The sequence below is a fragment of the Pseudomonas anatoliensis genome (genome assembly GCF_017976235.1).
In the GTDB taxonomy this organism is placed as follows: Bacteria; Pseudomonadota; Gammaproteobacteria; order Pseudomonadales; family Pseudomonadaceae; genus Aquipseudomonas; species Aquipseudomonas anatoliensis.
Genome location: NZ_JACVHC010000003.1, coordinates 202,990 through 216,475, shown reverse-complemented (window position 1 = coordinate 216,475; position 13,486 = coordinate 202,990). Strand labels below are relative to the sequence as shown.

18 protein-coding genes and 2 pseudogenes are annotated in these 13,486 nt (G+C 54.0%); 9 read left to right on the top strand and 11 right to left on the bottom strand.

All coding sequences use genetic code 11. The features are described 5' to 3' along the window. Positions 1 to 66 precede the first annotated feature (66 nt). The 5 genes and pseudogenes from ICA16_RS10400 to ICA16_RS10385 all read left to right on the top strand — a co-directional run. A complete protein-coding gene (locus tag ICA16_RS10400; RefSeq protein WP_210700549.1) occupies positions 67 to 462 on the top strand; it encodes a hypothetical protein in 396 nt (131 codons plus the stop codon). 125 nt (positions 463 to 587) lie between these two features. Beyond that, positions 588 to 839 (top strand): DUF2933 domain-containing protein, encoded by a 252-nt coding sequence (locus ICA16_RS28170; RefSeq protein WP_228734163.1) that lies wholly within the window; start codon positions 588 to 590, stop codon positions 837 to 839. Between the two features lie 90 nt (positions 840 to 929). Beyond that, on the top strand, positions 930 to 3,200 hold the full coding sequence (locus tag ICA16_RS10395; protein ID WP_228734162.1) for a heavy metal translocating P-type ATPase: 2,271 nt from the start codon (positions 930 to 932) through the stop codon (positions 3,198 to 3,200). A gap of 114 nt (positions 3,201 to 3,314) precedes the next feature. Further along, entirely contained in the window at positions 3,315 to 3,587 is a 273-nt protein-coding gene (locus ICA16_RS10390; RefSeq protein WP_210700548.1) for a heavy-metal-associated domain-containing protein, read from the top strand. Between the two features lie 27 nt (positions 3,588 to 3,614). Beyond that, positions 3,615 to 3,728: pseudogene (locus ICA16_RS10385) on the top strand (DUF411 domain-containing protein); the annotation flags it as partial. 61 nt (positions 3,729 to 3,789) lie between these two features. On the opposite strand, the gene ICA16_RS10380 reads toward ICA16_RS10385, so the two are convergent. The 4 genes from ICA16_RS10380 to ICA16_RS10365 all read right to left on the bottom strand — a co-directional run bounded on the left by ICA16_RS10380 (position 3,790) and on the right by ICA16_RS10365 (position 5,479). Beyond that, positions 3,790 to 4,068: a hypothetical protein gene (locus tag ICA16_RS10380; protein ID WP_095023249.1), complete on the bottom strand. Its 279-nt coding sequence runs from the start codon at positions 4,066 to 4,068 to the stop codon at positions 3,790 to 3,792. A gap of 55 nt (positions 4,069 to 4,123) precedes the next feature. Next, positions 4,124 to 4,507: a hypothetical protein gene (locus tag ICA16_RS10375; protein WP_210700547.1), complete on the bottom strand. Its 384-nt coding sequence runs from the start codon at positions 4,505 to 4,507 to the stop codon at positions 4,124 to 4,126. Between the two features lie 90 nt (positions 4,508 to 4,597). Then, the gene (locus tag ICA16_RS10370) at positions 4,598 to 5,044 is read right to left on the bottom strand and encodes a hypothetical protein (protein WP_210700546.1); all 447 of its coding nucleotides are present in this window, start codon (positions 5,042 to 5,044) and stop codon (positions 4,598 to 4,600) included. Between the two features lie 42 nt (positions 5,045 to 5,086). Then, positions 5,087 to 5,479, bottom strand: a complete 393-nt coding sequence (locus ICA16_RS10365; RefSeq protein ID WP_228734161.1) for a DUF6957 family protein — start codon at positions 5,477 to 5,479, stop codon at positions 5,087 to 5,089. A gap of 227 nt (positions 5,480 to 5,706) precedes the next feature. Between ICA16_RS10365 and ICA16_RS10360 the strand changes: the two genes are divergently transcribed. Further along, positions 5,707 to 6,186 (top strand): helix-turn-helix domain-containing protein, encoded by a 480-nt coding sequence (locus ICA16_RS10360; protein ID WP_210700544.1) that lies wholly within the window; start codon positions 5,707 to 5,709, stop codon positions 6,184 to 6,186. Positions 6,187 to 6,276: 90 nt separating this feature from the next. Here ICA16_RS10360 and ICA16_RS10355 read toward each other — a convergent pair whose 3' ends face one another. Then, complete coding sequence (locus ICA16_RS10355) at positions 6,277 to 6,738, bottom strand: 3'-5' exonuclease family protein (protein WP_210700543.1); 462 nt, start codon at positions 6,736 to 6,738, stop codon at positions 6,277 to 6,279. Between the two features lie 466 nt (positions 6,739 to 7,204). Here ICA16_RS10355 and ICA16_RS10350 point away from each other — a divergent pair, with 466 nt between their 5' ends. Then, a complete protein-coding gene (locus ICA16_RS10350; protein ID WP_210700542.1) occupies positions 7,205 to 7,540 on the top strand; it encodes a hypothetical protein in 336 nt (111 codons plus the stop codon). A gap of 117 nt (positions 7,541 to 7,657) precedes the next feature. Next, positions 7,658 to 8,209: an arsinothricin resistance N-acetyltransferase ArsN1 family B gene (locus tag ICA16_RS10345; protein WP_210700541.1), complete on the top strand. Its 552-nt coding sequence runs from the start codon at positions 7,658 to 7,660 to the stop codon at positions 8,207 to 8,209. Positions 8,210 to 8,303: 94 nt separating this feature from the next. On the opposite strand, the gene ICA16_RS10340 is transcribed toward ICA16_RS10345, so the two are convergent. From ICA16_RS10340 to ICA16_RS28330, 5 genes and pseudogenes are all read right to left on the bottom strand, one after another. Then, complete coding sequence (locus ICA16_RS10340) at positions 8,304 to 8,486, bottom strand: DUF1289 domain-containing protein (RefSeq protein ID WP_210700540.1); 183 nt, start codon at positions 8,484 to 8,486, stop codon at positions 8,304 to 8,306. A 2-nt stretch (positions 8,487 to 8,488) separates the two neighbouring features. Further along, a complete protein-coding gene (locus tag ICA16_RS10335) occupies positions 8,489 to 8,860 on the bottom strand; it encodes a hypothetical protein (RefSeq protein ID WP_210700539.1) in 372 nt (123 codons plus the stop codon). Between the two features lie 39 nt (positions 8,861 to 8,899). Beyond that, on the bottom strand, positions 8,900 to 9,814 hold the full coding sequence (dmeF, locus tag ICA16_RS10330; RefSeq protein ID WP_210700538.1) for a CDF family Co(II)/Ni(II) efflux transporter DmeF: 915 nt from the start codon (positions 9,812 to 9,814) through the stop codon (positions 8,900 to 8,902). A gap of 19 nt (positions 9,815 to 9,833) precedes the next feature. Continuing rightward, entirely contained in the window at positions 9,834 to 10,109 is a 276-nt protein-coding gene (locus tag ICA16_RS10325) for a metal/formaldehyde-sensitive transcriptional repressor (protein WP_080725266.1), read from the bottom strand. A 285-nt stretch (positions 10,110 to 10,394) separates the two neighbouring features. Beyond that, positions 10,395 to 10,481 (bottom strand): annotated as a pseudogene (locus tag ICA16_RS28330) (arsenate reductase); the annotation flags it as partial. A gap of 1,087 nt (positions 10,482 to 11,568) precedes the next feature. On the opposite strand from ICA16_RS28330, the gene ICA16_RS10315 reads away from it, so the two are divergent. Next, a complete protein-coding gene (locus ICA16_RS10315; protein WP_210700537.1) occupies positions 11,569 to 11,937 on the top strand; it encodes a hypothetical protein in 369 nt (122 codons plus the stop codon). A 504-nt stretch (positions 11,938 to 12,441) separates the two neighbouring features. Here the strand turns inward: ICA16_RS10315 and ICA16_RS10310 are convergent. Further along, the gene (locus ICA16_RS10310; RefSeq protein ID WP_210700536.1) at positions 12,442 to 13,374 is read right to left on the bottom strand and encodes a hypothetical protein; all 933 of its coding nucleotides are present in this window, start codon (positions 13,372 to 13,374) and stop codon (positions 12,442 to 12,444) included. Between the last annotated feature and the right edge of the window lie 112 nt (positions 13,375 to 13,486).

Here is a 13,486-nt window from a genome sequence, read left to right as displayed (position 1 = left end):
GTCTGACTGCGCCAACCTGGCGCGGCTTGGTATTACCTGAGTTGTCCTGACCCTTTGGAGATTGCCATGCATCCCACAATGAAATTGATCCTCGCCACCCTGCTCGTGAGCAGCCCACTTATCGCCTCGGCAGTCGATGAGCATCACCCGGAGGGGCAGACCGCGCCCGCCAAGACAAGCGAAGCAGCTACGCCGATGCAAAACAACGTCATGACCGAGCAAATGCAAAAAATGCAGGCTGCACACGACAAGGCAGCCGCCGCCAAGACCCCTGCCGAGCGACACGCCGCCATGCAGGAGAGCATGAAGACGATGAAGGACAGCATGGCCATGATGCATAAGAACTGTCATGGCAAGGGCATGGACGGCAACAAAGACGGCATGGAAATGGGAATGATGAACATGATGATGAAAATGATGGATCAGCAAACGAGCATGATGAACATGCCGATGAGCAAGTGACGCGCACAAGCCTGTAGGCAATGCAGCGACGGTTTTACTTTAGCCAATATGCCAAGGGTAAAACTGCCGCCCGTTGCACCTTTACGACGTATCACTAAACCGCACTCCCTCAGGAGTACAGAACCATGATGAATTCGCCACATTCCGCTAACACCTCTCCAACATTTTGGAGGAGCAAACCCGGCATAGCGGTGGGTATGCTGCTGGTGATCGTGCTGTTCTATCTGGCAAGAGAACACTACGGCCATATGCTGGGTTTACTTCCTTATATGATTTTGCTGTTGTGCCCGTTGATGCATTTTTTCGGGCACCACCACGGTGGTCACAGTCATCACGGCGAAACCTCAGTCTCAACCAAGGATGCGAACAGGAGTTAGCTCATGCACACCCCTGAGGTTCGTCAAGAGCACGGCCCAATACAAAACTCTGAATCTCAACCCACCGGCTCCCATGACCCGGTATGTGGCATGACCGTCAGTAACGACAGCCAGTTCAGCACGGAATATGAGGGGCAACACTACCGGTTCTGCAGTCTGAAATGCCAAACGACCTTCAGGACAGCGCCCGAGCGTTATCGAATATCTCAACTGAAAATCGAACCAGTCCCTCAGACAACAACAGAACCGTTAACGGGTGCCGCTGAATACACATGTCCCATGCATCCGGAAATTCGCCAGATCGGCCCCGGCGTCTGCCCTAAGTGCGGCATGACCTTAGAGCCGGTGATTCCCGAATTGGAGGAAGAAGAGAACTTAGAACTCAAGGACTTCACCCGGCGCTTCTGGTGGACATTGCCGCTGACAGTGATCGTCACCGTGCTGGCTATGGGTGGCCATGCCCTGGAGCTGTTCCATGGCACCACGCAAAATTGGGTCGAGCTGGGATTGGCTACACCCGTCGTGCTGTGGGCTGGCTGGCCGTTTTATGTGCGTGGTGTGCGTTCGGTGATTCAGCGAAGTCCGAACATGTGGACGCTAATCGGCCTCGGCACGGCGGCGGCCTTCCTTTACAGCGTCGTGGCCACCCTGACCCCCGATGTATTCCCCAGCAACTTCATGATGGAGGGCCGCATCGGTGTGTACTTCGAAGCAGCGGCTGTGATCATCTCACTGACCCTTCTCGGCCAGATGCTTGAACTCAAGGCTCGCTCGCAAACCTCGGCTGCCATCAAGTCGCTGCTTGGACTGGCCCCAAAAACTGCCCGACGGATCAATGCCGATGGCACGGAAGAAGACATCCCTCTGACACACGTACACAGCGGCGACACATTACGTGTGCGTCCGGGAGAAAAAGTACCTGTCGACGGCCAGGTATTGCAAGGCGAAAGCGCTGTAGATGAGTCGATGCTCACCGGCGAACCGATACCGATCATAAAGAGGGCCGGCGACGCGCTGATCGGCGCCACTCTCAACATCCACGGCAGTCTGGTGATGCAGGCGCAGAAGATAGGGTCGGCGACCCTGCTCGCACAGATTGTGCAGATGGTTGTGCAGGCACAACGCTCAAAAGCGCCGATGCAACGGCTGGCAGACGTGATTGCCAGTTACTTCGTGATCGTTGTGATTGCTATCGCCGCGCTGACTCTACTCGGCTGGGGGCTGTGGGGGCCCGAGCCAAGTTGGGTGTTCGGACTGATCAACGCTGTCGCGGTCATGATCATCGCCTGTCCCTGTGCCCTTGGCCTAGCGACACCGATGTCAGTCATGGTTGCCACCGGCAAGGCTGCTGGCAGCGGCGTATTGTTTCGCGATGCCGCCGCTATCGAAAACCTGCGCAAGATAGACATCTTGATAGTCGACAAAACTGGCACCCTCACGGAAGGTCGACCAGCGTTCCATAGCGTCGAGGCCGTACCCGGATTTACTCAGGATGAAGTGTTGCGCCTGGCCGCAAGTCTCGATCAGGGCAGTGAGCATCCATTGGCCCACGCCATCGTCGAGGAGGCTCGTGCCGCAGGGCTAAAACTGGTGACACCTGAAACCTTCGAGTCAGCCTCAGGTATTGGTGTAAGCGGTCAGGTCGAGGGTCGCCGACTGATGATAGGCAATACCGCGTTGATGCAGGAATCCGGCGTTTCCACAGACAGCTTGCAAGAACATGCCGAGAAGCTACGCGGCGACGGTACGAGCATCATGTACCTGGCAGTGGACGGCGCCTTGGCGGGTTTACTGGCTGTTGCCGACCCCATCAAACCCACCACGAAGCTGGCCGTCGAGCGTCTGCAGGCGGATGGCGTCAAGATCATCATGGCCACTGGCGACGGCCTTACAACTGCTCGCTCGGTAGCTCGCCAGTTGGGCATCGAGGAGGTTCACGGCGAGGTCAAGCCGCAAGATAAAGAACGTCTGGTGGCATCTTTGCAACTAGCCGGACACCGGGTGGCGATGGCCGGCGACGGCATTAATGATGCCCCCGCACTGGCTCGCGCTGATGTAGGTATCGCCATGGGCACTGGCACTGACGTGGCGATGAACAGCGCTCAGGTCACTCTGGTGAAGGGGGATCTGCTCGGTATCCTACGGGCGCGCAGCCTGTCAGTCGCGACGGTGAGAAATATGCACCAGAACCTGACCTTCGCCTTCCTTTATAACGCCATGGGCATCCCACTGGCTGCCGGCTTGTTCTATCCACTTACCGGTCACCTTCTGTCACCGCTCATTGCCGCACTGGCCATGAGCGTGAGCTCGGCGTCGGTAGTATTCAACGCCTTGCGTCTGCGCCAGGCTTCCATTGATTGAGTGACAACGACCGCTTGACCTTGCCATGGCGGCAAGGTTGAGGATAAGCCAACGCCGCAAAAAAGCCTCATGCGTCAGTCTTTCCATGATCAACTTTGTTGTGAGGAGTCACCAATGAAAACTGTTGAACTGCAAGTCCAAGGCATGAGCTGTGGTTCATGTGTCAGACATGTCACCGAAGCGCTGCGCCCAGTTGAAGGCGTGAGTGACGTATCGGTGGATTTACAAGCCGGACGGGTGAAGGTCAGCGGCGATTCGCACAGCCATGCGCTGCTTACAGCCCTGGAGAACGCGGGCTATCCAGCACAGCTGGCGACAGTGGAAAGCGTAGCGAGTAAGAAAAACTCGGGCTGTGGCGGGAACGGCGGCGGTTGCTGCTGCCGGTAAGAATTAGTAATAAACTGGAGAACTCGCATGAATGCCAGTCTGCGAATTGCCGCGTTCACGACACTACCCATGACGGGAGCGGCACAAGCCGCTGAAGTCATCGACGTTTACCGCGATCCTAACTGCGGCTACTGCAAGGCAAACCATCTCAGCTCTATCGCTACCATCATGACGCTTTAGTAAAATGCTTGAAGCGTCGTCATCAAAGGTCATCCTGCTCTTCCCGAATGTCGACTTCGCCCATCGCTCCTAGGTAAATTTTGCGACAAGGAAGCTTGGTGATAAGCCCGTTTTCGAAAAGCACCCTGGGTATATCGCCAAACAAACTCGACACTTCCCATTTCTCTGTGAGCGGCTTCACTGCCTCTGCTATTAATGAATCGAGGTCGAAGTCCTGCGTTGCAACAAAGGGCCCAGCGCGGTCGTAATTCTCAAAAATGCCCGAGGCAATGCAGATGACTTCGCCTGCCTTGACGATCATGACACCACCTCGAAGCCATTCAGGAGGGTTCGCCAGTGGAAGAAGACCACGACCATTACTGTAACCCTCGCGGGGTGAAGTGGTGCATCCCCCGTGAAAGCCGCAGAAACTCACGCAGGCTTGCACGTCCATTACCCCTCTGGAACGTCGCCAAGACGTAACGACTATTCTCCGTCGTCATCACCCAAAACCTGCCTTCACGCTCGACCTTGATCACATCAGAAGTGCGGATCAAATGGCTGTCGCCGAACCGCCCATACTGGTCTTTACGGTTGTGACCAAACACTACGCCTATGCCCGTTCGGGCTTTGATGGAGGCGCTGCAAAGATACGCTGTGATCGGTCTATCGAAGCCTTGCGCCTGGGCTTTTTTGATTCGTATTAGGTCGAATTCTGTGTGGCGCTTACCATAAAAATCCAAGCCAATCATGTTCAGCATTGTTGCACTCCGTTGGCGGTATATACGGCCTAACCAGGAATTCCACACGGAACCATCCGCACTGGTAGCGTGCAAGAATCCTGGTAAATTTCAGGCTGATCGAATCATGTTTGCGTGATAGATCGGACGAAGGTTGCTCAGTGCATCGCAACTGAAGCCAGGCTGGTGTGAGCTGTGATATTCGGAGCCTGTCTCGACCTCCAGCAGGCACACAACGCACTCGTTTTCGTCTTCGCCAAGTGTCACCTTGGTCAGCGTTTCCATGCGCCAACCTGCCGTCCCATTCATGTGCGCCGGAGTGACCACCTGAACGTCGGTGATAATCGTATCGGCGTCTTGTGCAATCAGCACTTGCTGCAATCGAGGCTCGCTGTCGATCATCAAAGCGACCTCGGTGGTTCGGCCCTCGTACTGAGCTTGGACGGTGACGTGATACCAGTGAGTGCGAAGCACCTTGGATACCTGATGCCATTGGTACTGGCCTTCACCAAACATGCCCGGCATGCCACGCATGTCGGCGTCGTGTGTTCTAAACATTGTATTTCCTGAGCCTCAAAGGGCTCCGTTACGAAGCGCATGTTAGAAGAAGGAAAATACTTCCTTCAGGCTGGCAGGTTGTTCATGACCAGGGCCAATCAAGACGTAAGCTGTGTTTCTGGTTTCGAACACAACACCGTCATGGAAACCGGTGCACATGCTTGAACGAACCCAATCCCCCCTATCAAATCGACCTTGGCTATCCTCGGCCACGTTGTGGGCAAAAATGATCATCGGGAGCTGGCCCAATGCATGCAGTTTGGCGAGTTCGTCGGGGGTGACTTCAATTCGAAATATTGTCCAGTCTCGAACTAGGCAGTAAGACTTTTTAGGAAAGCGCTCGACTGCTAAGGCTCGAGCTTCGGAGCTGCTCGACAGGCCCTCAAGTGGTGTCCGTGGCCCATTCATGAGGTCGGGTTCTTCGACGCTAGCCATAGGGTTTCCTTTCATTAATAACCGGGAAATTGACAATTCAGTCCCGCTTGTTGTCGCTCGCACTCGAGCAGATGGCTCCCGCAAGCAAGCTGCGCAGCTCCGCTTACGGATGTATATGCATCGAAAAGCAGGCCTCAAAAACACTGCTAGCACCGTAATGCGGATCATAGCCCGTGTTATGGTGCTCTGCAATATGGCCTTATCCTCGATTTGCTTGGGGAAATGTCATGGAGGCCGCAGAAGCCCTAGCTGTAGTGGTACGAGCACTGCGTAGAAAAAAAGGTCTTACGCAAGAAAACCTGATCACTATTGACCGTTCCTATTGGGGCCGGATCGAGCGTGGGGAGGTGAACGTCACGATTGATGTGCTCATTCGTCTTGCAGCGCTGCTAGAGGTTGAACCGGCCTCATTGATTCTCATGGCGACGTCTCTACAGTCCAACGAGCCGCTTAGGGACGGGCTGAAGCGTCTGAATAAGCAACTAAATAGGATTAAGAAGGACAGCGTAGATATTGAAATGGAGTCGTTGGTAAGGGCAGGGAAGCTTCCTCCTGGTCGACCAGCGCGATCCGGGGCAGCGCAGAAAGCGGCAGAGGCAAATCGCCTCAACAGTGAGGGAGTCTCAGTGACCGAGATATCGGAAGCTTTGGGTCTGTCTAAAACTACTATTCGTAGGTATTTGACCAGCAAGTCCGAACAGGCGTGAGTTTTGAATGACCAGCACCAGGCTGAAGATGTCCCAAGAAGGTTTGATGTGGAAGACAGCTTTAGCTCACCTTGGCCTCTTAGGACTTCATCACCCTCTCTTCAGATCGCTTTCGGTGAACATGCTAGCGATGATACGGGCGTCAAGAAGAGCGTGATGCGGAAGCGGAACCCCGTCACTTGTGGCATCCAGAGTGGTGGCGTCAGTGGGGTAATTCCGGACGTTCCTTGGCCATTTACCATCGTCATATGCGAGTTCGCAGAAAAGCTCCCAGTCGTACTGTGGAGCGTCTGTGACAATCTCCAGAACTTCGTCGAACGAGGCTAGGAAATCGAGCAGTGCAGTTCTTGCCCCGATAGTAGGTTGTGCATTGCCACCGCCCCATAGCTGCGGAATAACGATCTCTACGACGAAGTCGCTGCAATCTTCCTCTCGCCATGTGTCGACCAATTCCACGTAGAATTCGCGTCCATCCTCAGCTACCAGTGCGAGTGATATCAGCTTCGCTGTCGCTGAGAGCCGGGTAAACTCGCAATCAAGAAAGAGCCTCATGTTGGAACTCCGTTATGACTAGGGCTCGCCTGGATATGGCGCAGGAGGGTGAGTTATGGGGGATGGCCCTCGAGCATCTCGGCTCAGACGGACTCCTCCAAGCGGTCATAGAAATGTGGAGCCGCGCAGGGTGCCCGTCCAGACCAGTCGTTGAGCATCTATCCCACGACAAGGTTAGCCAAGAAGTCTTGAATATACTGAAAATTGCCCAGGAACGAGTCGGTGCCTTCGTACCGGGTCGAATTGGGGCTGCAGGCACAGTCACCTTATATGCTCGTCACGCCAGCAGCTTGGTTGATGGGCTCATCACATTGCTACCAAAGGCGCAGCTTTCGCGTGCCCTGCGAGGCTCATGTATTGAAATCGAACTGGGGATTTAACGTCCAAGCAGTTTCCCGATGGACGCCGGTCAGCAGCAATCCTAGTAGAATTTTACCAGTGAAGTGCCACCCCTTTGAGATGCTCTATGAACTCTGAATTAACCGAAGAAGAAATGCGTCGTGCCCTTTTTGGTACGCCTAAGCCAGAGGAGCAAGTTTCTACTCTGCTAGTGCAGGAACCTTTGCCAGAGATCGTTTTCACGAAGCCCGCAGAGGCTCCACTAGCCAAGAAAAAAGTGGCGAAAGCGTTTACGCCCAGGCTGCGGGTCACGCTCCGAGTTGGGAACGAGTTTGAGGGGAAAATGACCGAGTTGATTCACGAGGCTGATACGTTGAGCTCGTTGCTTGCGGAGCAGGAGGCCGTGAGGGCTGCAAGGAAGAAGTACAAATATGTTGAAGTAGTATCAGTCAGATCGATGTAAAGGCCTAGTGGAACTACTCAGGCGAATGGTAGCGCTCATAACATCTTCATATTTCGACCATGTCCAAGGCTGATCTAAAAAGGGTAATGTTCAGCTTTCGAATCAGGGACGACTTGCATGGCTTTGAAAATCCGTACGGCGACGGTAGCAGATGCTATAGCCATCCAGCGCATTTACGCCCCCATCGTTTCGACAACGGCCATCTCGTTCGAAGAGATTCCGCCAAGCGCTGAGGAAATCGCTCAGCGAATAGCGACAACGTTTTTGACCTATCCCTACCTGGTGGCCCAAGACGGCGGTGAGATCAAGGGCTATGCCTACGCAAGCCAGCATCGTGCTCGTCCGGCCTACCGATGGGCTGTTGATGTGACGGTGTACATAACCGAATCGGCTCGCCGTCAGGGCGTTGGCCGTGAACTCTATGAAACCTTGCTTCCGATTCTTGAAAAGCAGAGGTTTCGCGCAGCTTACGCCGGAATTGCGCAGCCCAATGAAGGAAGTGTCGGTCTGCACGAGTCGCTAGGATTCGTACATATTGGGACGTATCCAGAAGTGGGCTTCAAGCTTGGAAAATGGCACGACGTCGGTTACTGGAGGCTTGTGCTGTGTCAGGCAACCCCTCCGTTGGAACCCATTCTCTTCCCCAAGCTTGGGGTTGCATCGCAGTAGGTTCACTCGCTGTGCGTTGTGACTATCAGACTTCGGCAGTGAGGTGGCCTTGCAGCTGATTAACCACAGCTCGGGCGGGAACGAGTGCAAGTGACTATCCGTGGGCTTTCTTCAGTGCTTTCAATCGCACATTCGCCCTTTGCACAGCGGCCATTTTTTCAGGCCGCTTCATGCGTTTCCACTTTCTAATGTCTTCCTTGCTGCGCCCGCAACTCACACAGAGATCACCACTCAGCTGGCAAATCGAGATACAGGGATTTTCGATTTCTTTAGCCATTGTCAGTCCCCTTTGGTCGCGCCTGAGTGAGCAATACGATTTTTCCAGTTGCCACCATGCGTGCGCTGGCACTCCTCCTCAGAGTCAAAGCAGACATTGCGGTCTGAAAGGTTCAGATCGATGCCGGCCTCGTTCAATGCGATGGAGGTCAACTCGAAAATGCGCGCTTTCGATTCAGCCTGGGCGAGCTCCTTGTCAGCCAGTGTTTCGAATACCCAGACTACCTTGAGGGTTTTACTCAGCGCATTCAGGTCGGCGGTATGGGTGAGCCACGTAAATCCTTCGATCTCCCCTTTTGCTGTTTCGCACGCTTCAGTGAGGGTGGTAATTAATCGACGCTCGATACGCGCAAGCTCACGTTTCCCTAGTGACATTGGGAGTTCCTATGAAGCCGAGGTTAAGGAGTCGGTGAATCAAACCAATCGAAACTCGACCGTCAGGTGACTGACTTCGTGGACAGGCTTGAGTCGTTCACGAATGCTTTCAGCGTTCACAGTGGATTCGCCGAGGACGCTGACAATAGCCGCATGTGCCTCTGGCCCGACCCGCCAGACATGCAGGTCTGTAATGGTTGCATCACCCGGTTTCTCAACCAGCTCGCGGATCTCATCTGCAACGTGCTCATCAGTTTGATCCAGCAGTACAGCAGAGGTGACGCCCATCAAACTCCATGCCCAACGCGCAATAACGATGGCACCCACAATGCCCATTACCGGATCCAGCCACACCCATCCGAGATACCGGCCAGCGAGCAGTGCTGCAATTGCCAGGACGGAGGTCAGAGCGTCCGCTATCACATGGACATAAGCTGATTTCAGGTTGTTATCGCCATGCCCATGATGATCATGATCGTGCCCATGACTGTGACCGTGGCCAAGCAGAAGCGCGCTCACAATGTTTACGATCAAACCCACAATCGCAATGAGAGTAGCGGTTCCGAATTGAACCTCCGTCGGCTGCAAAAGGCGCATGACCGACTCTACGGCGATTACCAAGGACACCATGCCGAGAATGAGCGCCGATGCAAATCCACCCAGGTCTCCAACCTTGCCCGTACCGAAGCTATAACGACTGCTGGAAGCGTGGCGTTTTGCGTAACCGTAGGCAGCTGCAGCGATGCCCAAAGCGCCTGCATGGGTTGCCATGTGAAAGCCGTCGGCAAGTAAGGCCATCGAGCCAGTGATATAGCCGGCGACGATTTCGCCAACCATCATCACCACCGTTAGCGCCACAACCCAAAGGGTACGTTTCGCATTTTCTTCGTGTGCTGACCCAAGGAACACATGGTCATGTACGTGATTAATTTCGATGTTTTGGCTGCTGCTCATGAGCATGTACCTAGATTCGTCACTTGGAATAGCGGCGAATGGCTTCAAGAAGCTCTTCGACACCCTTGTTGCGCTCTTCATCGCTAAGCGTTGGGCTCGCTACATGCTCTCTGGCGTGATCCTCAATAATTTCGTCCATCAATCCGTTGATAGCTCCACGTGTGGCAGCTACGAGATGCAATGTTTTCGCGCAATCGGCATCCGACTCCAGTGCACGCTCAACGGCTTGGATTTGCCCCGCGATGCGTTTCACGCGCTTGAGAAGATCGTCTTTGTTGGAAGCTATATGGCCCATGAGAGAACCCCCTTTAACTGTGCGTACACGCATCATAGGTATACCCCCTATACCTATGCAAGCACCGTTTAACGGAAAGCTCATAAACGGCTCTTTGCTGAAACTGAGGCTTCAAATTGGAGGAAGGGCGGAACAGGATGACCAGGATCTGCTATTGGCCGCTCGTTGCTATCATCGTGACAAGGCGAGCAGGTCAAACGAGATGCAATTGCTGGTCAGTTCGAATTCAAACGGTGGCTAAGTGGAGTGCGAATGGCACTCCAGGCCCACGTACTTCGGGTGGGATCAAATCCTGCGACCATGCTCATCAATCACGACTTGGCCATCCTCTTTGACAAAACTTCCACGCTGCTCTTGTGGTAGCAGGTCGGTGTCACGGTGCTTCGGGTCATTGAAGCGATAGCCGCCGAGCAGGAAATTGCTCGATTTCATTTGCTGACAACAACTGCGTCAGGCTTTTTTGAGCAGCAGGGCTATGCAGTAAATCAACGAGGCTCAGCGCCACCTCTGATTTCTCAGACGGAGCAGTTCATGGGGCTTTGTCCTGGCTCGGCTTGCTACATGTGCAAGGCGTTATCTGGGGCGGCGAGAAGATAATCGGTGAGATAAAGATGTACGTTGTGGTCAAACGTGCAAGCGGAGCGCGCCGGCCCACGATGGGCCAGAGGCTTGAGGATGAAAGCCCGCAGGGCCAAAACCTGGTGCAGCCAGGGTTCGGTTCACGCCAGCCGTACCCCGAAGGGGCAAGCCCAAAGGTAGCTACCGCACTCAACGCAACCAAAAATCGCACCATGAAAGCTGGTTTCAATCACTCGAGCAGATGCCCCACAAACTGAACAGTTCATACCTCACCCCCTGCCAGTCGTTGAACTGTAGCCGAGCGCTAGTCCTCTCCACCTGCCACGGAGGACTCATGACGATTCTTGCTATCAAAAGCTATTTCGACTCGGCATGGAGGCACGGATAGAAGCTTCTGAAGATCTTCGAGTCTTGGACACTACTCAGCTGCAGAGCTGCTCCCTTCCACCGGTCGACCATCAAGGGCAGGCATTGGATCGATTTGAATTCCCGTGAGGATTGAGGCCCACGCTGTATACGCTTGCTTATGACGAGACACAGCGTCATCCCAACGGCTGCCTGTCAGCTCGTGTGACACTACAAGCATCATCAGGTGGTTTGTCGCTGCATCCAGATCTAGCAGGAGGTGATGGGCGTTGAATCGGAAATCGTCGGTCGCAGGCATGGTGTCACGCATATTATGGGAGGGGTGGGGAGGCTTCGCTGCCTCCCACATGACATCATTGTGACATTGCGCTGCATCATTAGTGCGAACGTCCAGACAACCGGCGGCTAGAGTGGCCGGTTTCTGAACGATGCTGTTGAAAGTCGATCCGCAGAGATAGTGGCTTTTGGCCCCAATGCCAGCTAGATTTGGAGCTTTCTACGATCAAGGATGGATATGAAAAAGCTCATCGCAGTAATGGGGATCTGTGTCGCACTTGGCGGTTGCGCTACGTCCCACTACACCGCAGGGCGAGACTTTCCGTCGGCCAGTGTAGCGAGCATCACCAAAGGCAAAACGACGACTACCGAGTTGAAGTCTCTGCTTGGTGAGCCCTACGCCAAGAGTGCTGTCAGCGAGACTGACGAGAAGTGGATCTACACCTACACCAATGGCTCTGCGCATGCTCAAAGCTACGTGGTCACCATGAAGGTGACGACTACGGGCACTCAGAAAACTATCGACGTCTTGATCCGAAATGATGTGGTCATCAACTACACATTCAGCGAGGGCCCTGCGCCTGGTACGACCACCGCGACGAACTGAGACTGCTACCTGCAATAGGCCACCTAGTGATCTCGATCAGTTGAATGGAGAGGAAGTCATCGATAAACCAGGAGAAGCCTCATGTGCCGATGGATTCATGTATGAGTTGATCACACAGCACGTTGAGACAGGTCACTCCCTGTCGCGAGTAACCTGCGATTCATCGCGGTTGCCTATTTCTTCCTAGGCTTTCCAGCGTCATCACGCTTATCGCGGACTTGGCCATCTTGATTCCGAGAGCGAGGTTGGACGCCACCTCCCGGCTTCGGAACTGTTACGTTTGGATTCAAAGGTCGTCTATCGGTCATGCTGTCATCCTTGTTTACCTACACGGTGAAAGATGGCTCAACCATGAACATTACTTGTGTCGCAGGCATCTCGAAAATCCACAGCGCCGTTGCTGAGCGTAGACCACGAGCACGGCGAGAGAAGAGGTTGTGTTCGAAATTGCTTGCCGTCGAATGAGCGATGCTAAAACTCTTCGCTTGGCGGGCAATGGAGCGCTCAGACCTTGGTTATCTGTGCCATCAAGACAAGGCTTAAGCTGAGTCGATTCTTGGTAAAAGTCTTGTAGCGTCCTTCATTTGGCGCGGTCGTAGGAGGCGTGGTTGAAGCCTTCCACATTCCCAGCACAACGATCTCATCGTCATGCTCTATCCCTTTGAACCATGCTGTCTGACGAGACCAAATACTGACCTCGAGGCCTACGCCGTTGTCGGGCTTTTCGGAGTCCGCACGGTACTTGTTCATCCTGAGATTCAAGACATTCTTGTTTTTATCGTCGCCCACACAGCGCCGAACACTTTTGACGTACCCATGGATGGCAATGGGATGCTGGGTGGTGTTTTGGGATACGGCATGGAACGCCTCCATGTGCCGTTCCGTTTCGAAATAGAACTGGCGCCAATTGACAACCGTATTGCCTTCAAATACGAGCTCTAAGTGCTGCTCAACGTCGCTATCACTCGCGCACAGTGCTCGTAGTTTGAGGGCTCGCTTGGCAGAGTTGATATACGCAGGCAGTTTGCCAGGAGTAGATACATAGGTTTTGCTGGATCTGGCGTTGGAGCCGTGGCCATTTTGGTTTGTAGGTGCTGCACCACCCTCCAGGGCCTCTTTGATCATTACCAGGCGCATACGGTACTGATTACCTTTGACACTCTCGAGAAGGCCTTGCGACTCTTTGGCAATTTCCGAGATTTCCTCCTGCACTCCGTATTTGCAGTTGGCTGCATGCTCGCCACCAGGCAGAAGCCTGAAGTACGCAGAGACAAACACCGACTTGTCGTGTAGCTCTCGTGTGTAAGACGGATTGTGGGTCACGCCGATACTGCAAAACCGGCATTTGAGCGGCTCTGCCCCCATACCTTTTTGATACGTATCGGCCTGCCATTCACTGCCTGTACGATCCAGAGCACTGCCCATCTTGATGCCCATACGAACTCCTTTCCTATAGATAAATCTAGTCTACGCAAACTCGTTTTCGCTGCAACCGCAGTCCTGAGGATTAAGGGCTTCGGTTCTTTTTCTGCCCATACTGTCGGGCACT